This window comes from Adhaeribacter arboris, assembly GCF_003023845.1.
Classification (GTDB): domain Bacteria; phylum Bacteroidota; class Bacteroidia; order Cytophagales; family Hymenobacteraceae; genus Adhaeribacter; species Adhaeribacter arboris.
In genome coordinates this window covers 1,399,628-1,422,236 of record NZ_PYFT01000001.1, presented here as the reverse complement: position 1 = coordinate 1,422,236, position 22,609 = coordinate 1,399,628, and the positions used below count along the sequence as shown (strand labels likewise).

The window sequence follows — 22,609 nt, the reverse complement described above, 5'->3', positions numbered from 1 at the left end:
ATTCTCCAGGTAATGCTTTTATTGTAATGAAGTTAATTTTTAAAGATCTTTTTGAAAGCTTCCGGAGCCGAGTGTACTTCCAGTTTTTTGTAGATATTCTTGATATGGCTTTGAACCGTTGATAGTTCCACAAATGTTTTCGCAGCAATCATCTTGTAGCTTAAGCCGTCCTTTAATAGCTTCAAAATTTCAAATTCCCGCTGGGAAAGTTTGTCCACTTCCTTTTGGTGCGTGGGAGAAGCAAAAAATTCCAGAACTTTCCGGGCGATAGAAGGAGTCATGGGAGCGCCGCCAGCCATAATTTGTTTAATGGCGTCTATTATTTGGCCATTATCTTCTCCTTTCACAATATAACCGCGGGCCCCGGCTAAGATGGCCTCGAAAATTTGCTGGTTATCTTCAAAACTGGTTAAGATCAATACTTCGGCTTGCGGACATTTCGCCCGCAAGAGCTTGGTGGCAGCAATGCCATTTATTTGCGGCAGTTCAATATCCATTAAAACCACATTGGGTTGCAGCTCTGTCACCTGCTTTTCCACCTGAAGACAATTCTCAAAAGCGCCTACTACTTCCAAATCGTCTTCCATTTGAATCAGTTCGCGGAGTGGCTGGCGTAAATTGATATCATCTTCGTAAATCGCAATTCTTATAGCCATATAGATGGGGGGATTTGAACAAAAGTAACAATAAGCTAACGAAATAGATACCCCATGATTATGGGATTTCTGCCAGGGCTAAGTCCAATTTATTAAATTGTAATAAGTTAATGGTTAGTCTAATTTCTACTCCTTGATTTGGTTGCGTTACCAGAGAATAGTCGGCCTGCATTTTTTGCGCCCGTTTCTTAAAATTTCTTAAGCCGTTGCCTTCCCCCATAGGATGTGCCAATCCTTCCTCGTTGTCTATACCATCGACCTGGATGGTCAACAGGTAGCGGCCCGCAAAATGGTACTAGTAAAATAGTCAGGCTTATCCGTAATATAGCAGAACTTTCGCCTGATAGAGAAAATTTTTCCTTAAGAAAAGATAGGGAAAGTGTAAAGGCTTGCCTCTTTATTGGCGAAAGTCCTGTAAACCTTAGGAGCCGTACTAAAAATTACTTATACCAATTAGCCACTCAGCAGTACCCGGGAGCGGGCAAACCTACGAGCTTGCGAGTTACTCATCTGTTTTTCTTTACAGGCGAATAATCCCGTTTTGTTCTATTTACTTAATAAAAATCCCCTGGCTAACTTGTATTAGCCAGGGATTTGTGTTGAAATAAATACTAAGGTTTTTACTTCTCGCTGGGTTTCGCTTGCTGGTGCATGTTTTCGGCTACTAGGCTGTCGGGTATTACTTTGCTGGCGGCTACCATGGCTTTGTTCTTTAAGCCGGATATAATTTCGAGTTTGCCGGTCATTAAAGCTGCGTAACCATCTTTGGCTACTTCTGCCGGATCGGCTTTGCTGCCTTCTTTAACTATTTTAGCTTCCGTCATATCGGCTTTGTTAAAAAAGTCGGTATCCGTAACGCCGGGCAAAAGCTTGGTAATGGTTATGTTGGTATCCTTGGTTTCGTTCTGAATGGCCTCGGTAAAGGAAGAAACAAAGGCTTTGGTAGCGTGGTAAACCGCTTGCAAAGGGCCGGGAAGCTCACCGCCAATCGAGGAAACCATTAATATTTTGCCCTCGTTGCGAGCCACCATTTCTTTTAAAAAGCATTTGGTTAACACCAGGTACGCCCCAATATTCAAATCCACAATTTCCCGTTCGCGAGTAATATCGGTTTCCACGAACTCGCCGTATTGACCCTGACCGGCATTATTTACCAAAACATCTACCGGAATGCCCTGCATTTTTACGGCTTCGTATACTTCAAAAGGGCCTTGCCGGGTAGATAGATCCTTGGCTAGGGTTATTACTTCTACGCCGTATTGCTGTTTAAATTCTGTTGCTCTGGCGTCAAGTTCTTCCTGATGGCGGGCTACAATTACCAGATTGTATTTATCCTGGGCCAATAACTTGGCCAGTTCATAGCCGATACCTTGGGTAGCTCCTGTAACCAGAGCGTATTTTTGTTTATCCGCCATTTCTAAATTCCCTCCCTGATTACTCTTCCTTCTCACCTAGTTCGGTTGGTTCCGTTAAACTAGCGGCGGCAATACTGGTTAAGCCAAATGCCAGGAAAGCATTCCTCGCTTTGGTATTATCCGCAAAGCCAAACAGCCAGGGGGCGCCAACGGTAAAAATACCGGCTGCCAGATCTAAAGCTAAGTGCGCTTTAAAAGGCAAAACCTTTACTATACCCCATTCGGCCCGGGTTAAGATGGTGGAGAGAAATAGTTTGCCCCCTAAAATGCGGCACAAAGTAGCGGCTGTTTTTTCTTCCTTAAAATTAAAAAGTTCGGGAGCGGCAGTAATTGTCGGAATATAGCTGTAGTCGGCAAAGCCATGCATTTGCCGGGTAATGGGTTGTTTCATAGTTCGATTCGATTATAGTTGTTAGTAATAGTAATAACTATAATGATTTTGCGCGGAAAGGTTACTTAATTACCTTGGTTTCTCCTCTGAATTCTTTAAAATCAGATTTAACACCTAAACAAATACTTAAACAGTGTACTACTTACTTTAGTAAAACAAGGGTTAGGCCATTATCCGGCTGATAAGAATTATTGACTAGCTTCACTGGAAGACAAATTGATTTTCTTAATAATAAAAGCAGAGGATAAAGTATTGTTATGGAGGATGGAAAGCGCCGTTTATTCTTCGGAAGCAGTACTAAAGTTAATTTAACTTTACTGTCTCCGAAGAATGGAAGGTGGCTTATCTGTGTTTTGGTAGGGATGCTTACTATTTAAATTAAGCTGCAATTACTTTAAAGCTTGTGTAATAGGCTGCCCGATATTCGCGTTGGGTTCCTGGATGTGCAGCAAAGCGGCTAATGTGGGCGCAATATCGGTCATGTGGGTAGGCGTATTTGTTTTTCCGGATTGAATGCCCCAGCCCATCCAGACTAAAGGAATGTGCGCGTCGTAGGCGTTCCAGGCACCGTGACTGGTTCCGGTAGTGTATCCTCCGGGTAACCAGGCCGGTTGTAAAATAATCTGGATCGCGCCACTTCGGGCCGAATGATAGCCATTAATAATGCGTTGGCGCAAAATTTCCGGTATCGTACTTTGCGGCACCTTATCCAGGTCAATAACGTACGCCACGCCGGGTTTTGTTTTTAATAATTGAATGCAATCCTGGCGAATAGCGCCTTCATCCAGTTTATTTTTACTAATTAGGAGATGGTTTAAATGAACCTGGTAGTTTTCGAAGCCTAAAACCAAACTGTCTACCTTGTATTTACTTTTTAATTGCTTATTTAATTCCGCTTCGAAAGCGGCGCCCGGCCAGGAACCAGCCGGAATTTGGTGGTCTTGCAAAAATTTAGGATTATGAGCGGCCGCATGATCGGCGGTCAGGAAAACGGTATAATTGCCTTTGCCTACTTTCCCATCCAGGAATTTAAAAAGATTAGCCAAATCCTGGTCTAAGCGCAAATACGTATCTTCTATTTCAACGGCATTTACCCCAAATTTATGCCCGATATAATCCGTAGAAGAACAGCTTACCGCTAGAAAATCAGTAAACTCTCCCTGGCCTAACTGCTCCTTTTCTACCGCGGCTCTCGCCATATCCAAGGTAAGCGTATTGCCATACGGCGTAGTACGAATAATGCTATAATCTTTGCTGAACAGGCCGGAAGTTCTAACCGGAAACGTAGGAGTCGTCATGCCGGTAAAAATACCTTCGTAAGGGTTGTTATCCGGGGTGCTTTGCGCGTAAGTGTTAATAGGGTATAAGGTGTTCCAATCTTGTTTCAAATATTTTTCGGGCAGTTTCTGGGCGTTAAACTGCTTTACCCAAGTGGGCAAGTCGGGCATGTAATACGTGCTGGTAATCCAGTTGCCAGTTGCATCGTCGAACCAATAAGCGGCATTGGCGGTGTGCCCGGCGGGTAAAATGCCGCCCCGGTCTTTTAAGGCAATGCCAATTACTTTGGAGCGGAAATTAGTGGCTAGCTTTAGCTCATCGGTAATGGTACTGGCCAGCAAGTTGCGCGGCGACATTTTACCGGCCGCCGAAGAACTGCCAACCGTTTGCACCGCTGGGTCTTCGGTACAATACATACTTTTACCGGTTGCCCGAATAATAAAATCGTTGCCGGTAATCCCGTGAAAAGCCGGTACTGAGCCGGTATAAACCGTGGTATGGCCCACGGCCGTAACCGTAGGAATATAATTGATGTAGGTGTTTTCGCAGCTAAAGCCTTCGTTTAGCATGCGTTTAAAACCATCCGCCTGGTAGCGATTATAAAAGCGGTATAAATAATCCCATCGCATTTGGTCGACCATAATGCCTACCACCAGCTTGGGCCGGGGTAACTCTTGGTTTTTGGAAATTTTGGTTTGGGCGAATAAGGAAGTAAACGAAAAGATGCAAAAAAATAAAAGCCAGTTTTTTTTCATTTTATTAGATTTCAAGGCTGCCTAGTACAACCTATGGAAGAAATAATTTGCCGGTTCAAAGTAAAGTAAAATTCATTGATTATAAATCCACAAAGTTTTCCTACGAAGCAGTTCTATTTTCGGCTAGCGGGCAGTTAGCTATTGCTGTTAATTTTAAATGAAGAAAATAACCCGGAGTAGCTTTTTCATAAACACGGATTTAAGTAAGAACACCTTCAGGTTAAAATTGAAAATAGAATATGGGTGTTTTTTTAAAATTTGCTTTATAATACCGGTGGCGGAAAATTATGAAAATTATTTACTCTGTACCTGCCTTTTCTCGTCTGATATATCCGTGTGGGCACAAATTTAATTAAATAGTACTAAAATTAAGCCGCTCAATTAGGTTACGGTTGGTTACTGTTCAAAATCGGATATTCAACGTTTATCCCATCTAAAGGAAACTTTTCTCTTTTTGGGTAAAAAAACGGAGGTGATTACCTTAAATGGATTACATGCGACTATCAGTGAAAAAACGCTCCACCAGTTACTTGCCAAAGTTCCCAGCGTGTTTGTGAACGTCGTGGATGGTTCGGGTAACGAGGTAAATATTTCTACCCGTGATTTAGACCCGCACGGGACTAGTAATTTAACATTCGGAAGAACAGCATTATTACTAATTTTAATAGGTACGGTTATCCGGCTTCGCATTACAGTATTCCAGTGGAAGCCGTGGAGCGCATTGAAATGGGGCAAAAAAAGGGGGCTTTGCAGTTCGGCGCCCAGTTTAGCGGCATGCTGCATTACATATAAAGATCGAGTAATAGTAAATTCTTCTACTTGTAAACACGCCTAAAAAGAAAGTTAATTAACTGTCATCAGGTTCTTTCAGCCCGCAAGAATATTTTTTTACCGCATGGCTGCATAAACTTCCTGCATTAACAAGGATTCTCTTATCACAATTAACAAATCATCCCATTCTTCGTCGGTAAAAGCAAAACCAACCTGATGCTTGGGTAATTGAATAACTAATCGTTTTACGTTATCCGGAAAAGGTAGCGAATGCACGTCAAATTCAAATTGAGTGGTTATTTTTTGAAAAGCCAGAAACTCCGCCTGAGTAAAACTCAATAATAAATTATTATGCCAGAGAAAAATAGTTTGACAATGCAGGTACTGACTAATAGTAGAGGTATTTTTGCTGCTTAAGATGAGGATTTCGCACATAAACAATAACCAACTTAGAAATTAAAACAAGGACAACGCGGCTTGTTCTTTACCCGGTAATTTTACAATCTGCGCGCTCCATTCCGCTCATAAAAAGAGAAAAGCTATGTTTGAGCCGGTGAGCGGTAGGATAATAAAAGTACCCGAGCGTTGCGCTTGCGCGGTAAAATGCTGTTACCGGATGAATGAAAGAACTCTCTTTATGAAAGACGGATTTATGTTACCCAGTTCGCATAAGGTTAAGCAATACTTTAAGGCGTCTTACCAAACAGCCTTATGCTGCGGAATCTTTAAAAACTAATAAAGTATCCGTTTTTCAGATCCAACGAATGATAAAATAAATAGAAGTAAGGGGATGAATATTAATCTTCTTCACGTATTTTCTTCCTGAATTAGTGGTGAAGGGGTTGGCATTCTTCTTTTCCTAATGGAAGTGGATGGTAACATAATCCGCTCACGAGCCGAAATAGATTGTTTTTTTCTCCGGCCCCTCCAAATCAGAAAACCGGTAACGGGCATGCTGGCCGCCAGTAAACTAGCAAAAAAAGCAATTATTTTCCCGGTTAATCCGGCTATGGCGCCCACGTGAATATCGTAGTTCATGCGCATTAATTTATCCGCCGCACTGGCTTTCGAAAAATTTCCGTATTGGTGTTTTACTTCTATTTCTTTTAAGGTGTACTGGTCGTAATAGCGGTAGTCAGTTTTCCAGTATGTTTTGGTATCCGGGTTCAGCGCTAGTTCAATAGCGGCTTTTGGCCCATCGGGTACGTGTACATCAATGCTGCCGGTGAAATTAGGGTTAGCCGCTCGGGCGCATTCCCATAATACATCCATGGCCGGTTGGTTTAAGTTGGCTTTTTGGGCGTTGGTAGTATCGGAAAAGCTTTCTTCAAAAACAACCAGGTTTTTTCCTCCGGAGGCAATCCAATACGTGGATTTCGCAAACCACTGAAAACCCCATACTAAGCCAGTGAAAGCAATGAAAATAATTACCCAGGTCATGTAAAAGCCCAGCACGCCGTGTAAATCGTAGTTAACCCGGCGCCATTTGGCATTCCATTTAATTGAAAATCGTTGTTTGCGGGCGGCCTTGTTTTTAGGATACCATAATACCAAGCCGGTTATTAAAAGAATGACAAAAATTAAAGTACCCGTAGCTACAATCGGTTGCCCAATAGCCGGAGGTAACCATAGGAAGTAATGTCCCATAATCACAATCCGGAAAAAATCTTCGTTCATATTTTTCACTTTCAGAACATTACCGGTATAGGGGTTCAAAAAAACGCTGTAATAATATTCCGGGGCCAAGCTAAAATAAACCACCTGGGCCGACTTACCGGGTTCGTAGCTAACACTGTGGGCAAGTTTACCCGGTAACGCTTTATCGGCAATTTTCTTTAAAGCGGACGGTGGCAATAAGGCTTGCTTTTGCACCGGGGTAAACCGGTAAGATTGAGTAACATTTTCAATTTCGCGTTCAAAAGCGAGGATGCAACCGGTAATTCCTAAAAAAAGCACCAGCAAGCCCGAGGCCATCCCCAGCCATAAGTGCATTTGCCCAATCCAGTATTTAAATCTTCTTTTTTCCGGTTTCATGGCGAAGAATTAGATTAAACGCTCCTGGTTTTAAGGCAGAAGCGTTGAAATAAGACACCTTAATTAAAATTTATAAGCTACACTGCCCACAATGGTTCTTAATTTTTGCGGATTCATGGTGGTATAGCCAATCCAGTAATGTTCGTTGGTCAGGTTATCAACTTTTAAACCCAGCCGGTATTTTGGTTGTTCGTAAAAGGCAGTGGCTCCCAAAATAGTGTAGGCGGGTAAAGTAAATTCGCCCATTGAAACACTGTTCATAATTTTATTATCACTGGCGTAATTACCCCCAAAGCCCAGTCCTAAACCTTTCAGAATGGTTTCCGGCAAGCGATAGCTTAACCAAAGGTTCGCGAGGTAAGGCGAAGAAGCAGTAGTAGGCCGGCGACCGTTTACGTCGGCATCGGCTTTTTCGTATTTAGAGTCGTTGAAGCTAAAACCAGCCACGGCGTTAAACCCAACAAACGGATTAGCAATCACTTCAATCTCTACCCCTTTGCTTAACTGCGTACCGTCCTGAATTTGCGCCACGGCCGGCGCCCGCTGGTCGGTTCGTAATATATTTTTTACCTGAATGTTGTAGTAGTTGATGGTGCTGCTTAGTTTGCCGGCCAGCAAATCTAATTTCACGCCTCCCTCAATTTGATTAGCTTGTTCCAGCTCGGCCATAGCGGCTAAGCCTTTACTCGGATCAGTTGGGTTGTAGGCGTTAAAAGTGCCCTGGTTATTAAAGCTGTTTTGGTAGTTGGCGAACAAAGCTACTTTATCTTTTACCGGCTGATACACGATGCCAAATTTAGGAGATAGAGCGGTTTGTTCGTATCCTTCGGTGATGGTACCCCCGGTATGGTCGCCTTTGTTCACGTAGTGGTCAACCCGTAAGGCAGCGAGCACACTAAAGTTATCCGTCAGGTTTAAAACATCCGAAGCAAAGGCGCTGTACGTATTGGTTTTATTAATGACCGGGTAAGTAAAATCGGGTGGACCGGCCGCGTATTTGGCCGCCATAGTAGTGCCGTTAAAAGAACTGTAATCGTAATCCGGTACATTCAGGGGCACAATGTCTAAATTACTGCCAAAGAAGTTCTGGTCGGAGTTGGTATGGAAAAAGTCTAATCCTACAACTATCCGGTTACGCAGACTGCCCATCTCAAAATCGCCATTAAAGTTCTGCTGGACTTCCAATACTTGGCTCTTGGAATTACCCGTCGATTGATCGGCCCGGGCAATATAATTGGCTTTACCAGTATCCGCTTCGTTTTGAGTAACGACGTTATCCGGAACCAGGTAAAAATAAGGCCCGAACCCGTCGGAGAAGCTGTGGCTGGAAGTAAAATTAGTAGAAGAAGTAAAATGCTCGGAAATTTTGTAATTAACCTGCCCGAAGAAGTTGGTGCTTCTGGTTTTTTGGGTAAGCCCACCGCCCCGGTACGAATTAGTATAATCCACCTGTAACTGGTCGGCGCGGGTAGCCCCCAAAGCGGCAGCCGGGTAATAGAAAAAGAGGATTTGTTTACCGGAGTTCCAGCCGTAAAACATTTCGGCATCCAGGTGCACCGATAAACGGTCGGTAGGTTGGTAGACTAAGCTGGGCGCTACGGCTAAGCTACGGTTAAAAGTATTATTCTGGAAACTACCTTCGTAATGGTAAGCCGAATTTACCCGGAAAAGAATTTTTTTAGCGGCATCTAAAGGAGTATTTATATCCGCACTTACCCGGTTAAAATCATAATTTCCGCCGGATACAGCTATTTCGCCGCCAAAATTTTCATAAGGTTTTTTGGTTACCCGGTTCAGTAACCCTCCATAAGACGTAAGACTGCTGCCGAAAAGAGTAGCGGAGGGCCCTTTAATTACTTCCAGCCTTTCCAGGTTAGCTGCATCAATGGTGCTGGTAACAATACCCGCAATTCCATTCCGTAATTGACTCTGCAAAATAAAACCTCTCGAATTAAAATAACTGCCGCCATCGCCGCCCCGGCCCGTAGCTTCCCACATTTTCTGAATACCGGGAGTGTTTCGGACGGCATCATCGGCGGTAAAAACAAGTTGCTCATTCAATAATTCTTTGGTTATCACGCTGTAAACCTGCGGGTTTTCTATACTTTTTAACGGTATCTTAGCCACAAACGAACTTTCGGTTTTGGCAAAACGATTCGGTTTGCTGGTTTCTACGATTACTTCTTTTAGCCGGGCAGCACTCTCTTGTAAAGTAAAGTTCACGGTAAGAGATTGCCCCGCCGAAACGGTGATGGGTTTTTCCTGCGCTTCTAAGCCTACGGCGCTTACCCGCAAGGTATAGCTACCTGCTTTAATGCGGTTTAAGCGGTAGTTGCCATTTGCCTCGGATATACTGCCACCCGGCACTTCTTTTAAACCAACCGAAACGTAGCCCGCAGGACTACCATCGGAAGTAAGAATACGCCCGTGAATACTGCCGGTTCTTTGCTGCGCGAAAACGAGATTACTGGATAGGATACAAAAAAATAGTAGGTATAGGAGGAGGATAGTTTTTTTCATAATTTTTATTTGGACTAATTCTAAATTGTCACAAACATAAAAGCTATCCACATTCCTTCCAAATTTATTTAGAACAATTCTAAATAAAAATTTTCACCTTAAAGTTAACCTTAACCAAAGAAGGGTTAAATGGCGGAATAGCCATAGATGGGGCAATAACCTGTTAGTAAAATTAAAGAAGCGGTAAAAATGTGAAATTTAGGCAGAGGAACTTAAAATGGGAAAGTAGCTCCTAATACTAAATCAAATATTAAAAGCTACTCTACCGCTACCCGCTGCAAAACTACTTTACAAGGCTGCTTGGAAGTTACCTGAATAACGTGCGAGGTGTGCAGGGGAACTTCGTAATAATTACCGGGCGCTAAAGAATGAATGGCTTCGCCGGCAGTTACGGTGCAAGTGCCTTCTATTACAAGAAAGCGTTCGTATTCTTTCCGGTGTACTTCCGCATCAGCCTTATTTTTAAGCCAAACAATAGCGGTAGTCATGGTGGGAATATGGCCAATAATTTTTATATAAGTATCCTCGGCAATTTCAGGTAGAAACATATCCGGCCGGTTCAGCCAAGGCGCGTAATCGCTTAACGAAGAACTAATGGTTAAAAGAGGGGGAAAGCTGGCCGGTTCCCCTTTTTCTAAGCGGTTAAGGTAATCCACCGTTGCCAGAAACAAGGATTTCATAAGCGGCCTTGGGGCAACAGCGTGTTCAGAAGCGTACAGCTCCATAGTAGTAAGAATGGTATCGAGTTCCTGGCGGATGGCTTTGTGCGTAGCAGCCATTAGTTCTACTTCTTCGTTTTCTGCCGCGCTGGTTAAGCCCATAACGTAAAGTTCCAGGATACCCGATTCAATATATTCCGTAACAGTATCTTTCATGGTTTATTGGCCCTTAAGTGCTTAATGGCCATTCGTAAATTATTTTTTAAAGTCTCTTCCGATATACCTAGGGTAGCCGCTGCATCGGCACAACACTGACCTTTAAGATAGACTAAATCTAAAGCCGCTTTTTCGTTTGCTTCTAGTTCCTGGAATGATTTGACTACTGGCGCATCATCGGCCGGTAAGGTGCTATCGGTTTCTTTCTCGCTCGCATTATCATTCCATTTATCGCTTTCTAAATTAGCTAAGGCTGTTTCTTTCGCCACCATAATCATCCAGGTTAAAAGCCCGCTTTGCGCCGCATGATACGTGTTCCGCTTTTGCCATATAGCCAGGAAAGTCTCCTGTAAAATCAATTCCGCTTTCGGCGGGTTCCGCACGATTCGGGTAATCAATCCCAATAGTACCGGAGCGTAAGCATCGTACAATAAAGCAAGCACTTGCGGTTGACCTTGCTGTAGAGAAATTGCCAAAGCCCGCTCGGTCTCTTTCCGACTAGTATTTTCCAGCATAAAAATAAATTGCTAGGTTAAGCTTATAGTTTAGATTTAGACCATAAGAATTAACAGCTAGAGTTCAAAGGTAAAAACATTCAACTAAAATAAAGATTCTTAGGGTTACAAAGCAAATGAACCGGAAACAGTTCAAAAATGAATACTGTTTCCGGTTATATTTATAAAATCTATTCATTTCATTTTTATCCGGGAACATACGAATACTTCCTTGCGAGCGGATGTAGGGAAGCAAGAGACAAAAATATTCAAAATAAAAGTACAGCCGGAAGGTAGTTCCTTTAAATAATTCTGATATAATTGCTTTTATAGCTCTTCTTACTTTTTCTACTATTATGCATAAAGCTTATTCTTCGCCGGTGGCAGTCACGAATGCAATACTTACCCCGAAAACCAAAGCGCGGTATCTGGCTCTGGATGTATTGCGGGGAATGACCGTGGCGCTTATGATTGTGGTAAATACGCCGGGTAGTTGGGAAACAGTTTACGCGCCTTTCCGACACGCCGAATGGCACGGATTTACCATTACCGATTTAGTTTTTCCTACTTTTTTGTTTGTAGTAGGCAATGCTTTAAGTTTTAGCAGGCAAAAATTCGCGCAGCAGGATAACAAAGCTTTTCTGACCAAAATAATTACCCGGACCGCTCTTATATTTTTGATCGGGTTATTTTTAAATGCGTATCCGTTTATTACCTTTTCAGACGGCAGTTATCCGTTAAAAGATTTCTCGGCGCTCCGGATTATGGGGGTGTTGCAGCGCATTGCGCTTTGTTATGGTTTTGCCGCATTAATTATTCATTATTTCAAAATCAGAGGCGTCGTTATCTTCAGTGTACTGGCTTTAAGTGCGTACTGGGCCATCCTGTATTTCCTGGGCGACCAACCGGAGCCTTACAGCCTTTCCGGTAATGCCGCATTAAAATTCGATCTTTTGGTACTACCCGCTAAAAATTTATACAAAGGCTATGGTATTCCCTTCGACCCGGAAGGTTTGTTGAGCACTTTGCCGGCTATCGTAAACGTAATTGCTGGTTACCTGACGGGAGTATTTATTCAGAAAAGCGGAAATAATCTAAAAACGATAACTACCTTAAACTGGACAGTAGTGCTATTAGTGGTAGTGGCTCAACTATGGAATATCTATTTCCCGATTAATAAACCCATCTGGACTAGTTCCTATGTATTACAAACGGTAGGTTTAGACTTGCTTATTTTAGCTGGCTTACTGTTTATAATAGAAATAGCTAATTTAAAAAAATGGACTTATTTCTTTGAAGTATTTGGCCGTAATCCTTTGTTTATTTACGCTTTGTCGGGCATGATAGTGAAAACCCTGGGCTTAATTAAAATAGGGGATCAAGGTTTGCAAGGCTGGATTTACCAACATGGTTACGCTAACTGGCTGGCTGGCAAAAATGCTTCTTTGTTGTTTGCAATATCCTATATGTTAGTCTTGTGGTTGATTGGGTACTTGCTGGACAAAAAAAGAGTTTATATAAAAGTTTGATGACCGTTCTTCGTTTATTTTACCCAATTGAAAGCCATGGATTTAGTAACATGAAAAAAGTGTTTATTTCCTTTAATTCATTTTACCTTTTTCTGCTAGTAAACCGCTTTAGCCTAAAAAGCAAAAAGTAAGTTGCCTGGCTAGCTCCTTCGGGTAGATAATGTTGGGATGAACCAGGGCTTTCAATAGGGTCGTGCAGCAATTAGCGGAAAAGGGTTTAACTTTTCAACTTCGGTCATGTTTGCTTGTTCCGGGTACCAGGAAATTGTAGCTATTTGGTAATAATTCGTGTGGCTCAATCGAGCTCGGAAATGGATAGGCGGGTGAATATGAACAGTAATTTGATACATACTAGAGACGGAAAACCAAAAGTCGGCCTGCACCGGTAAACGGAATTGAATATGTTACTTTCGCCGGAATTCCGCGGCCTAATGGGGAAGAAATTTAACTCGATAAATTACCGGGAATGGATCAAAAAATAAGGATTAGCGAATATGAAAACTGGTACGAACCAGCCTTAATCAGAATACTTTAGCCAGGTATCAGTATACCAAAAGTTATTTCAGCCGATTTGATTTAGCTACCAAAAGCAAAAACAAAAAAGCGCTAAAACCAAACAAAGTAGCGAGCCAGAATACCGTGGGAATGTTCCGGGCTTGGTTGGCAAATGCCCAGCCGGCTAGTAAAGCACCGGCTCCTACGCCGGCTTCCACGGCAAAATAAGCCGTCGCCATAGCGCGGCCGCGTTGTTGATCCCGGCTTAAATCTACGGTCCAGGCGTAAAGAGTTGGAGAGCTAATACCCGAGGTAATCCCGTAAAGAATGGCGGCCACTATTAAAATACCCGGCGAAGTAGCTAAGGCCGTAACCATCATGGCCAGAATTAAAATAAGCAAAGAGCAACGCAAAACGGGTACCCGGCCATATTTATCCGAAGCCCGGCCCGCCAGGTAACGCGTGGCCAAAGAAGCACCGGTAAAAAAAGTAAAATATACTCCTTTATTACTTAAACCTAAAAATTGGCTAAAATCCGGAATTAAGGTGAGCACCATGCCGTTCGGAAACATAATCAAAAACAAGATAGAGGCTGGAATCCATACCCGCGGTTCAAAAAGCTCTTTTACTTTAATTTTAAGTAAAGAAAAGGCGAAAGGTACGGGTACGGCTACTGTTTCCCGCATCTTAGATAATAATAAAACGGAAACCAAGGAACAAACCGAGGAAAGGTAAAACATAGTGGTTAAGGAAAATTGCTGCGCCACCGTGCTGCCAATTACCGGCCCGAAGGCTATTCCCAGACTTCCCAACAATCCAAATAATCCAATGGCCTCGCCGCGGCGATTTTCCGGAGCAATATCGGCTACGTACGCCGAAGTCCCGGTCGGCTGAAAGCCCATGGAAAAACCGTGAATTAACCGGAGAAAAAGAAAAGCCGCTACGGAACCTACAAAGGGATAAACCAAAGCGCAGGCGCAGCAAACGCCGGTACCCAAAACAATAACCGGAATCCGCCCGATTTTATCCGCTAAACGGCCACTAAACGGCCGGCTAATGGCCGCGGTAACGGTAAATAAGCCAATTATATAGCCTTTGTAATCGCCGCCGCCCATAGAACTAAGATAAGCCGGTAATTCGGGTAAAATCATGTAATGGCCCGCCATAAAAAGAAAGGAGCATAGGCATAATAACCAGAACTGGAGGGTATAGGTTGATTTTAGGGATTTAGACTCGTATTCTGTAGAGGAAGGAGTATTTACATTTTCCATTTATTTCTTGCATTGCCGCAGAAACATAAGGCAAGTTTATTTAATAATTATCTTTGTCAATGACTAAGGTAAATTTGTTAGGCAAATCTTCAATGAACCCCTTAACCAATTTTAATTATTTTATCTGCTAAGAACAGCCAGGGCCAGTTGAATTTGTTGCGTATACGATTCCATTGTTTTGGCTATTACTTCTATATTTTCCTGTGCTTCTGGCCAATTGCGCTGTTCTATAGCCTCCCGAATACCCGGCAAGGTTTTTACGCCGTAGCCGGTATAATATCCTGGGGCATAAATCTGGTGCTTATACCAGGGTCGCCTGGGTAATCCTTTTTCCGTAATCAGTTTTCTTTCCAGTTTATATAAGATTTCATTTAGTTGCTTTTGTTTGGTAACAGGCATTCCTAGAGCGCTGCCATATTGCTTTCCTAATGCTTCGGTATTGGTTCTTAGCTGTACCAGGGCATTTTCCAGGTGACTGAAATTAAGATAAGGTACAGCATCTTTTATTTTTGGTATTTTATAATTTGAAGTAGGATCCTTTGCCAGGTCAAATAACTTATCCTGAATCATTTTATTTTCCAGTTCATTTTCGGCTCGGGTGTTATCTAATTGGGATTTTAAATCGGTAATATACTCTGCTACTGTTTTGTAAAAGCTATTTACCTCAAAAGGCAAAATATCGGCATTGGCCATTCGCATTATTATACGCCCGGCAGTTTTGGATAAGGCCACGCCATAATTAAAACCCGGGTCTTGGTATTTTATAAAATGATCGTAGGAATCGTAAACGGAATGATAAACACCCCCTTCCGATTCTCCATAAAAACCGAGATTCATGGAGGCAATACCTAAATGTTGCAAGAAACCAGACCAATCGGAACCTGCGCCAAGCGCCTCCAATTTTATAGTTTTAGTTCCGGTTAATTTAGCCCGGGCGTTTTTATTTGCAGTTACCATAGTGGCAGCATAACTTCTATCTTTTATACTCACCTTGGTTTGCGGATCTATCACCGCATCTGCTATTTCGTTAAAAAAAGGTTCTAAGGTATGAGATCCCCCGACTTCAATGAAGCCTCTGGAATTGCCATCGGAATTTAAATAGAAGACGGCTTTTTTCCGTAATTCATCCTGGTGATCTTCTGTCCATTCCGTTGAACCCAGCAAAGCCGGTTCTTCCCCATCCCAGGCGCAATACACCAGCGTCCGCTTTAATTTAAATCCTTTTTTAACTAATTCGCCAATGGCTCTGGCTTCTTCCATTTCGGCTACCATTCCGCTGGTAGGGTCAGCTGCCCCGTTTACCCAGGCATCGTGATGATTTCCCCGAATAACCCATTCATCCGGAAATTCACTACCCGGCAATTTGGCAATTACGTTATAAAGCGGTTTGATATCCCAATTAAAATCCACTTTCAAATGCACTTTATCTTTGCTTGGACCAACATGATACGTAATCGGTAAACCTCCTCGCCAATTAGCGGGCACCACCGGGCCCGCTAAGGACTGTAATAAAGGCATTGCATCTTCGTAGGAGATGGGCAGAACGGGAATTTTCATGATAGTATTGGCTTCCTTGCGGTCCAAGCGCTTGGCTTTCTTGGTTGCTCCTATATTGGGAGTTAGCGGATCGCCGGGAGAAACCGGCATATCCATTACAGAACCGCGCTGCACTCCATCTTTTGGCCGGAAAGCGCCTTGGGGGTACACATCTCCGAGAGCATAACCGTCATCTTGCGGATCGGAATAAATAAGGCAGCCAATAGCGCCGTGTTCTGCCGCTAATTTGGGTTTAATACCGCGCCAGGAACCACCATATTTGGCAATTGCAATTTTGCCTTTCACCTCAACACCAAATCTTTCTAGTTCCTCATAATCAGCCGGAACACCCCGATTAACAAAGACTAATTCCGCTGTTACATCGCCATCGGCTGAATAAGCGTTGTAAGCGGGTAGTTGTTCTGTTTTTTGGCCGGAAGTTTTGTCTTCGGGCAAGCTGGGTTCTTCCAGTTTGGCCTTGTAAGGTTGCTTGCCTAAGAGTTCCAACAACCTGGTTTTAGGGGTAGGAAATAAGACATCGTAAGAAGCAATTTCGGTTTGGTATCCCCATTGTTTAAACAAATTCGCCATGTATTCGGCATTTGCTTTATCTTGCGGACTGCCCACATGGTGCGGATGTGACGTGAGAAACTGCATCCAGGTATCCAGATTTTTGGCATTTAGCTGCGCATCAAACTGTTTTTCCCAATCAATTTGTTTAGCCGCATTTACATCCGTGAAACCCATTAGCTTTTGGGTATAGCCTGTGGCGGCAAAAAGCAGGAACATTAAAAGTAATGGCAAAACTTTCATCAGATTAGTTTTTAATAATTGTTAGCTACCGAATGCATTAGTTATGGTTTTGATAATTGACACACTTTACCAGAAACCGGATTAATGTAATTAAAGAATTTCGGTTCCCAAAAAGATGTTTATATGAAACCAAAACATACGTTTCGTTAATTTTTTAATGCGGCCTAAACTATTGTAGATCCTGGATGTGAGATTTAATAATGGAAATAAGAGTTAGTAAAAATAATGGGTTGATTTTTTACGGTAAACTGGTAGAGGCAAACTAATAAAAATAAGTAAGCTGGTTCTGTTTACTGCCAATAAATTACGAAAATGAAAAAGCACCAGCGAATTACCGGTGCTTTCTTAACTTTTATAAGTAATATAAGTAATTACAATCTGTACTTACTCCTTTAAACTTTTTAAATAAGCCAGGGTTTGCGGCACTTGCTTGTGGGGTTGGGGGCTTTCGTCTTCGATGAAGTAATGTTTGATGCCTACTTTTTTAGCCGCTTTTAAAATGGCCGGAATATCTAATTGGCCGGTTCCGAGGACTACGTCGTTTTCGATGGGAGTATTACCGGTTAAATCGCCTTTCACGCCTTTTTTCAAATCTTTTAAGTGCATGAGTTTCCAGCGGCTGCCGTATTTATTCAGGAGTTGCACCGGGTCTTGCCCCCCGTGAAAAGCCCATAAAATATCCAGTTCAAACGAAACATAACGCGGATCGGTATTCGCGGCCAGGTAATCGAAGAGGGTACCATTTTGGTAAGGCCCGAATTCATAACCGTGGTTATGGTAACAGAAAGTAATGCCTTGATCTTTTAAAATCTTACCAACCCGGTTAAAATCGCTGGCAGCTTTTTGCGCGTCGGCTAGCGTAAATTCTTTTTTATGCGGTATCCAGGCCACCATTACGTATTTGGCTCCCAATACTTTGGCTTTCCGGGCAACTTCGGCGGGGTCTTTTACAATTTCGTCGTAACCAGCTCCCACTGAAGGACAAGTTAAGCGGCGTTCATCCAGCATTTTCCGGAAAGTTTCGGCCGTTAGTCCATAAGGACTAGCGCCGCTTTCCAACTCGGTAAACCCCAGCATTTTAATGGTATCGAGCGTAGCCGCTACGTTCTTCTTAAAACTTTCGCGGTAGGTATACGCCTCCATCCCAGGCATTTGCGGAAACAAAGGCTTGCCGGATTGAGCTTCCGCGTCCGGTAAAAACTGACCGGAAAATAAGAGCAAAGAAAATAAATAAGATATTTTTTTCATGAATAATAAGTTGTTCTGTGCGGGGTTAAATATAAGTTTTTTCTAAAAGGATTAATGCGTTATCCTTTAGTTAAAGGTAGAAATAACTTAATTTTTGTCTTAAGCCCGATAACTTAATCGCTCCCTTTACCATGTCATTAATTATCCGAAGGGTTTAAATCAATATCTTCCAGCTCATTTACATTTTCTTCGAGCATCTGTTTTAATTCTACGTCAACATCGTTTATTACCAGTAAGGCGAAGAAAATGGCTTCATCGCTTTCTAAGCCTTGTTGGGCCAGATTCGCCGAAATTACTTTCCAACCGGCTTTTGCCAAGGAATTTAACTCGTTTTCAAAGGCTTCCGCGGAAATGCTTCTTAATACTTTATATTTTTTCATAAGGGCGTAGTATATATTTCACGTTAAAAAACAGTGTACGATAATTTAGAAGATTTAGGCTGACTACCAGTAGTTACTAGGTAAGCTCTTATTAAGTCTTAAAGAAATAAAATCAAGTAATAAAAGAAATACAGAATAGTGGCTCTATCTTTTAAACAATGTAGGAACTTCGCCGATAAACCGGATTATTACGTATATACGTTACTAATTAGAACATCTGGCATGTAGTAGAGCCTTTCGTCCGGTCATTTAGCATGGGATGGTAGCATAGAGTCGCATAAGGCAATTATATTCCTTCTCCCATCCGAGGGCAATTTCGGTTATTTTTAATGTTAACTTTCGTTTTTATTTAAAAATAAGTAAAGGCCCAAACAAAACTGGCATTTCGGATTTTATTATTATGTTGCACTAAGTTAAGTTCATAATGAAAGGGTGCTTAGAGAAAATTACTACTACTTTTAAAAATATAGTTAAAATTTCAACCATAATTAGTTAATATTAGTAAATTAATACTTATTTAGGTTAAATAGTATACATTATAAACGAAGATGTATGAGTGATGTCCGGAGTTATGAAACCTACCAAGGGGTTTTTAGCGGTTACGATTTAAAGCCAGGGTTTCTGGATGAGGTATTTAGCCCGGAGGGGAAAGTTTTCCCGCATTATAATTTAGTGCTGGATCAGTTTAAGCAATTTACCACCGAAGATTTTAACGAACTAAATGAACTGGCCAAAGTTTCTTTCTTTAACCAGGGCGTAACGTTTGCCGTGTACTCCGACAAAGCCCGGGGCGTAGAGCGGATTTTTCCTTTTGATCTTTTCCCTCGCATTATTTCGGCGAGTGATTGGGACCATTTAGAACGAGGGGTTATTCAACGGAACCTGGCCATAAATTTATTTATTCAGGATATTTACAACAAAAAGCAGATTCTTCGGGACGGGATTGTGCCGGCTGAGCTTATCTTTAGTTCGAGTCATTACGCCAAAGCCATGCTGGGCATTAACCCGGTGGGTAATATCTACAACCATATTTCGGGAACGGATTTAATTAAGCACAGCGACGGCCAGTATTACGTGCTGGAAGATAACGTGCGCTGCCCTTCGGGAGTTAGTTACGTACTTTCCAACCGCGAAGCCATGAAGAAAACGCTGTTTAATCTTTTCCGCAAACACGATGTGTTGTCGGTCCAGGATTATCCGCAACAGTTGCTGTCCATTATGCAGTCCGTGGCCCCAAACAGCGATAACGAACCTACCTGCGTGGTTCTAACGCCGGGCGTATATAATTCGGCGTATTACGAACATTCCTTTCTGGCGCTTACCATGGGCATCCCGCTGGTAGAAGGACGCGATTTGTTCGTGGATCATAATTTCGTGTACATGAAAACGATTTATGGCCCGCAGCGGGTAGATGTTATTTACCGGCGAATCGATGATTTATTTCTGGACCCATTGGCTTTTAAAGCGGATTCGGTTTTAGGCATACCGGGTATATTGGGAGCCTACCGCGAAGGAAATGTTTCGCTACTCAACGCTCCCGGTACCGGCGCCGCCGACGACAAAGCCGTGTACAGCTACGTGCCGGAAATTATAAAATACTACCTGGGCGAGGACCCGATTCTGAATAATGTACATACTTACCGCTGCGAACTCGACCATGATTATTCGTATGTATTAGAGCACATGGAGGAACTGGTAGTAAAACCGGTTGATGAGTCGGGGGGTTACGGAATTTTGGTTGGCAGTAATTCTACCCGGGAGCAACGCGAAGAATTAAAAAAAGTTATCGCGGCCAACCGCCGGAAATACATTGCGCAACCCATTATGTCGCTTTCGCTGCATTCCACCTTTATCGAAAAGGAAAACAAATTTGAAGGGCGCCACATTGATTTACGCACGTACACCCTTTTGGGCAAAGACAAACAGTATGTATTAAAAGGCGGCTTGTCGCGGGTGGCGCTTACTAAAGGTAGCTTAGTGGTAAACTCCTCGCAGGGCGGAGGTTCTAAAGATACCTGGGTGCTGGCGAAATAAGTGTTAGTCCACGGTCCACAGTCGACCAATTATGAAATTGCTGGTTTGTTGAATTGTGCGTAATCTATAGTCCATAATCTATAATCTCAGATTAAAGCATACTGTTATATTGTTGGATGGTTAAAAGTTGGATGGTTTAGGGGAAAAATATTATGTAAAGCCAGAACAATTTTAACTTCTAACCTTAAACCCATTCAACTTTCTAACTTTTAAACCTTCTAACCTTTTCAACTTGCAACTTGCAACCTGTAACTTTTAACTAAATTTATGTTATCAAGAATTGGTAATAGTTTATTCTGGATGGGGCGCTACATTGAGCGGGCCGAACACGTAGCCCGTTACACCAAAGTGCATTATGTTTCGTCGCTGGATGCTCCGTTGGCGCTGAATAAAGAAAATACTTTAGAATCTATCTTAGATTTAATGGGTCAGCAAGCCGATTATTACCAAAAATACGGGCAACTAACCGATGATGATGTACTTTGCTTTATTACCATCGACGATAATAATCCTTCTTCCATTGTATCTACCGTTAATTTAATCCGGGAAAATGCCCGGGGTACCCGCGACAGTATTTCGATGGAAATATGGGAAGCCATTAACCGGTTTTATCACAGCATTAATAAGTACGATGCCACCAGATTTCAGCAAAAAGGAATTTTTAGTTTTTCCCGGGAAGTAGAAGAAAACAGCTCGGTAATTAAAGGTTTAATCGCCAATACGCTCATCCGCGACGAAGTGTGGATGTTAATATCTTTAGGCATTAACCTGGAGCGGGCCGTGCAAATTTGTAAAATGATTTTAACCACTTTGTACGACGTAGAAAAAATAGATCCGGCAAAACGAGGCGGCCCCGCCGAAAATTACCAATGGACGATGCTGCTGAAAAGCGCTCAAGCCTTTGATATGTACAAACGGTATTATAAAACCAATACCTGGCGCCGTAACATTCTGGATTTTCTGCTGTTTAATGCCACTTTTCCGAAATCATTGGCTTATAATTTAAGCTATATTCAAAAAAATGTGCAGAGCATTGCTTTTCAGGAAGCAAAAGGAAAAGATTCCATAACGTTTAAGGTGGGCAAAAGTGCGGCTCAGCTACAATTCATGACCATAGAAGAAGTAGAAGATGATACCATTGGCTTTTTAAATAAAGCGCTGGATAAATTATACAAGCTGGGCCGGTTGCTCGAAGAAAAGTACCTTGTTTATTAATTTTTTTACTTTAAAAGTTGTCAATGGCCACCGAATACACAATTAACTACCACACGCATAATAAATACGAAGCCCCGGTTACCGAAGCCTTATTCGAGTTATTAGTTGCTCCCTGTACCGAGGCTACCCAACGAATTACCCGTATATCGTATACCAATTCCTTGGGCCAAGAAATGTATCACCACGGGAACCCGTTTGGTTTTCAGGTGGCTTGCCTGCGTTCAGCCAAACATTTCTCCGAATTTAAATTTACCATGCGGGCCACCGTCGAAAAAAGCCAACCCTGGCTGGTAGTTAACTCTCTGCCTCTGGAAGAAGAACAGGCTATTCTGGTTTCCCGCGATTTTTTCATCGACCATCATTTATACTTAGGCTTTACCCGCTACACCAGCATTTTAGAGTCGTATCATAAACGTTTGTTAAACCGCCCCCGGAAACAATCTGTTTATGATTACCTGAAACAATTAAACCAATACGTGAACGAGTTGCTCGAATTTGATCCGGTGCCTACCAACGTGCATACTACGGCCAGCGAAGTTTTTTACTTAGGGAAAGGCGTTTGCCAGGATTATACGCATTTGTTTTTAGCGATTGCCCGCCTAAACCGGATTCCTTGCCGCTACGTGTCGGGGTATTTAAACCAGGGAGGAGGTTTCGTGGGTTCTGCGGTAATGCACGCCTGGGCGGAGGCTTTTATTCCGGGACACGGTTGGTTCGGTTTTGATCCTACGAATAATTTGCTGGTAGGAATAAATCATATCAAAGCCGCCCACGGCGTAGATTACAGCGATTGCAGTCCTTTGCGGGGCATACTCAAAACACAAGGCCAGAATTATACTTCTTATTACGTAGATGTATTGACCACCCAAATGCAGGAACAAGCGCAGCAGTAAGAAGTA

The 22,609-nt window shown here is 42.5% G+C and carries 19 protein-coding genes; 5 read left to right on the top strand and 14 right to left on the bottom strand.

Going from position 1 to position 22,609, the window contains the following annotated elements; translation table 11 throughout:
- Window positions 1-32: 32 nt before the first annotated feature.
- From AHMF7605_RS05965 to pafA, 5 genes are all read right to left on the bottom strand, one after another.
- On the bottom strand, window positions 33-656 hold the full coding sequence (locus tag AHMF7605_RS05965; RefSeq protein WP_106927394.1) for a response regulator transcription factor: 624 nt from the start codon (window positions 654-656) through the stop codon (window positions 33-35).
- A 58-nt stretch (window positions 657-714) separates the two neighbouring features.
- Entirely contained in the window at window positions 715-927 is a 213-nt protein-coding gene (locus AHMF7605_RS05960; protein WP_106927392.1) for an ATP-binding protein, read from the bottom strand.
- 349 nt (window positions 928-1,276) lie between these two features.
- Window positions 1,277-2,107 (bottom strand): SDR family NAD(P)-dependent oxidoreductase, encoded by an 831-nt coding sequence (locus AHMF7605_RS05955; protein ID WP_233218960.1) that lies wholly within the window; start codon window positions 2,105-2,107, stop codon window positions 1,277-1,279.
- Window positions 2,091-2,462 (bottom strand): SPW repeat domain-containing protein, encoded by a 372-nt coding sequence (locus AHMF7605_RS05950; protein WP_106927388.1) that lies wholly within the window; start codon window positions 2,460-2,462, stop codon window positions 2,091-2,093. Before AHMF7605_RS05950 ends, AHMF7605_RS05955 begins: the two co-directional genes overlap by 17 nt.
- Before the next feature lie 389 nt (window positions 2,463-2,851).
- Window positions 2,852-4,495 (bottom strand): alkaline phosphatase PafA, encoded by a 1,644-nt coding sequence (gene pafA / locus AHMF7605_RS05945; RefSeq protein WP_106927386.1) that lies wholly within the window; start codon window positions 4,493-4,495, stop codon window positions 2,852-2,854.
- Window positions 4,496-4,949: 454 nt separating this feature from the next.
- Between pafA and AHMF7605_RS05940 the strand changes: the two genes are divergently transcribed.
- Window positions 4,950-5,330 carry a hypothetical protein gene (locus AHMF7605_RS05940; RefSeq protein WP_106927384.1) on the top strand — a complete coding sequence of 127 codons (381 nt, stop codon included), beginning with the start codon at window positions 4,950-4,952 and terminating at the stop codon, window positions 5,328-5,330.
- 53 nt (window positions 5,331-5,383) lie between these two features.
- Here AHMF7605_RS05940 and AHMF7605_RS05935 read toward each other — a convergent pair whose 3' ends face one another.
- The 5 genes from AHMF7605_RS05935 to AHMF7605_RS05915 all read right to left on the bottom strand — a co-directional run bounded on the left by AHMF7605_RS05935 (window position 5,384) and on the right by AHMF7605_RS05915 (window position 11,210).
- Window positions 5,384-5,701, bottom strand: coding sequence for a DUF6686 family protein (locus AHMF7605_RS05935; RefSeq protein WP_106927382.1), 318 nt, complete (start codon window positions 5,699-5,701; stop codon window positions 5,384-5,386).
- Between the two features lie 372 nt (window positions 5,702-6,073).
- Window positions 6,074-7,300 (bottom strand): PepSY-associated TM helix domain-containing protein, encoded by a 1,227-nt coding sequence (locus AHMF7605_RS05930; RefSeq protein ID WP_106927380.1) that lies wholly within the window; start codon window positions 7,298-7,300, stop codon window positions 6,074-6,076.
- Window positions 7,301-7,363: 63 nt separating this feature from the next.
- Window positions 7,364-9,820 (bottom strand): TonB-dependent receptor, encoded by a 2,457-nt coding sequence (locus tag AHMF7605_RS05925; protein WP_106927378.1) that lies wholly within the window; start codon window positions 9,818-9,820, stop codon window positions 7,364-7,366.
- A 257-nt stretch (window positions 9,821-10,077) separates the two neighbouring features.
- The gene (locus AHMF7605_RS05920; protein WP_106933362.1) at window positions 10,078-10,695 is read right to left on the bottom strand and encodes a cupin domain-containing protein; all 618 of its coding nucleotides are present in this window, start codon (window positions 10,693-10,695) and stop codon (window positions 10,078-10,080) included.
- Window positions 10,692-11,210, bottom strand: a complete 519-nt coding sequence (locus AHMF7605_RS05915; protein WP_106927376.1) for an RNA polymerase sigma factor — start codon at window positions 11,208-11,210, stop codon at window positions 10,692-10,694. Before AHMF7605_RS05915 ends, AHMF7605_RS05920 begins: the two co-directional genes overlap by 4 nt.
- A 335-nt stretch (window positions 11,211-11,545) precedes the next feature.
- Here AHMF7605_RS05915 and AHMF7605_RS05910 point away from each other — a divergent pair, with 335 nt between their 5' ends.
- Window positions 11,546-12,718 carry an acyltransferase family protein gene (locus AHMF7605_RS05910; RefSeq protein WP_106927374.1) on the top strand — a complete coding sequence of 391 codons (1,173 nt, stop codon included), beginning with the start codon at window positions 11,546-11,548 and terminating at the stop codon, window positions 12,716-12,718.
- 557 nt (window positions 12,719-13,275) lie between these two features.
- Here the strand turns inward: AHMF7605_RS05910 and AHMF7605_RS05905 are convergent.
- The 4 genes from AHMF7605_RS05905 to AHMF7605_RS05890 form a co-directional block, all read right to left on the bottom strand.
- Window positions 13,276-14,484, bottom strand: a complete 1,209-nt coding sequence (locus AHMF7605_RS05905) for an MFS transporter (protein ID WP_106927372.1) — start codon at window positions 14,482-14,484, stop codon at window positions 13,276-13,278.
- Between the two features lie 120 nt (window positions 14,485-14,604).
- Window positions 14,605-16,833, bottom strand: a complete 2,229-nt coding sequence (locus AHMF7605_RS05900; protein ID WP_106927370.1) for a transferrin receptor-like dimerization domain-containing protein — start codon at window positions 16,831-16,833, stop codon at window positions 14,605-14,607.
- Window positions 16,834-17,217: 384 nt separating this feature from the next.
- Window positions 17,218-18,081 (bottom strand): sugar phosphate isomerase/epimerase family protein, encoded by an 864-nt coding sequence (locus AHMF7605_RS05895; RefSeq protein ID WP_106927368.1) that lies wholly within the window; start codon window positions 18,079-18,081, stop codon window positions 17,218-17,220.
- A gap of 137 nt (window positions 18,082-18,218) precedes the next feature.
- Window positions 18,219-18,461 (bottom strand): hypothetical protein, encoded by a 243-nt coding sequence (locus tag AHMF7605_RS05890; RefSeq protein ID WP_106927366.1) that lies wholly within the window; start codon window positions 18,459-18,461, stop codon window positions 18,219-18,221.
- A 552-nt stretch (window positions 18,462-19,013) separates the two neighbouring features.
- Between AHMF7605_RS05890 and AHMF7605_RS05885 the strand changes: the two genes are divergently transcribed.
- The 3 genes from AHMF7605_RS05885 (at window position 19,014) to AHMF7605_RS05875 (ending at window position 22,603) form a co-directional block, all read left to right on the top strand.
- Entirely contained in the window at window positions 19,014-20,495 is a 1,482-nt protein-coding gene (locus AHMF7605_RS05885; RefSeq protein ID WP_106927364.1) for a circularly permuted type 2 ATP-grasp protein, read from the top strand.
- Window positions 20,496-20,762: 267 nt separating this feature from the next.
- Window positions 20,763-21,710 (top strand): alpha-E domain-containing protein, encoded by a 948-nt coding sequence (locus AHMF7605_RS05880; RefSeq protein WP_106927361.1) that lies wholly within the window; start codon window positions 20,763-20,765, stop codon window positions 21,708-21,710.
- Between the two features lie 23 nt (window positions 21,711-21,733).
- Window positions 21,734-22,603, top strand: a complete 870-nt coding sequence (locus AHMF7605_RS05875) for a transglutaminase domain-containing protein (protein WP_106927358.1) — start codon at window positions 21,734-21,736, stop codon at window positions 22,601-22,603.
- Window positions 22,604-22,609 lie beyond the last annotated feature (6 nt).

What these genes read in the sequence shown, in the direction of transcription:
- AHMF7605_RS05965 (WP_106927394.1), bottom strand. Translation starts at nt 656, where the DNA reads ATGGCTATAAGAATTGCGATTTACGAAGATGATATCAATTTACGCCAG.
- AHMF7605_RS05950 (WP_106927388.1), bottom strand. Translation starts at nt 2,462, where the DNA reads ATGAAACAACCCATTACCCGGCAAATGCATGGCTTTGCCGACTACAGC.
- pafA (WP_106927386.1), bottom strand. Translation starts at nt 4,495, where the DNA reads ATGAAAAAAAACTGGCTTTTATTTTTTTGCATCTTTTCGTTTACTTCC.
- AHMF7605_RS05935 (WP_106927382.1), bottom strand. Translation starts at nt 5,701, where the DNA reads ATGTGCGAAATCCTCATCTTAAGCAGCAAAAATACCTCTACTATTAGT.
- AHMF7605_RS05930 (WP_106927380.1), bottom strand. Translation starts at nt 7,300, where the DNA reads ATGAAACCGGAAAAAAGAAGATTTAAATACTGGATTGGGCAAATGCAC.
- AHMF7605_RS05925 (WP_106927378.1), bottom strand. Translation starts at nt 9,820, where the DNA reads ATGAAAAAAACTATCCTCCTCCTATACCTACTATTTTTTTGTATCCTA.
- AHMF7605_RS05920 (WP_106933362.1), bottom strand. Translation starts at nt 10,695, where the DNA reads ATGAAAGATACTGTTACGGAATATATTGAATCGGGTATCCTGGAACTT.
- AHMF7605_RS05915 (WP_106927376.1), bottom strand. Translation starts at nt 11,210, where the DNA reads ATGCTGGAAAATACTAGTCGGAAAGAGACCGAGCGGGCTTTGGCAATT.
- AHMF7605_RS05910 (WP_106927374.1), top strand. Translation starts at nt 11,546, where the DNA reads ATGCATAAAGCTTATTCTTCGCCGGTGGCAGTCACGAATGCAATACTT.
- AHMF7605_RS05905 (WP_106927372.1), bottom strand. Translation starts at nt 14,484, where the DNA reads ATGGAAAATGTAAATACTCCTTCCTCTACAGAATACGAGTCTAAATCC.
- AHMF7605_RS05900 (WP_106927370.1), bottom strand. Translation starts at nt 16,833, where the DNA reads ATGAAAGTTTTGCCATTACTTTTAATGTTCCTGCTTTTTGCCGCCACA.
- AHMF7605_RS05895 (WP_106927368.1), bottom strand. Translation starts at nt 18,081, where the DNA reads ATGAAAAAAATATCTTATTTATTTTCTTTGCTCTTATTTTCCGGTCAG.
- AHMF7605_RS05890 (WP_106927366.1), bottom strand. Translation starts at nt 18,461, where the DNA reads ATGAAAAAATATAAAGTATTAAGAAGCATTTCCGCGGAAGCCTTTGAA.
- AHMF7605_RS05885 (WP_106927364.1), top strand. Translation starts at nt 19,014, where the DNA reads ATGAGTGATGTCCGGAGTTATGAAACCTACCAAGGGGTTTTTAGCGGT.
- AHMF7605_RS05880 (WP_106927361.1), top strand. Translation starts at nt 20,763, where the DNA reads ATGTTATCAAGAATTGGTAATAGTTTATTCTGGATGGGGCGCTACATT.
- AHMF7605_RS05875 (WP_106927358.1), top strand. Translation starts at nt 21,734, where the DNA reads ATGGCCACCGAATACACAATTAACTACCACACGCATAATAAATACGAA.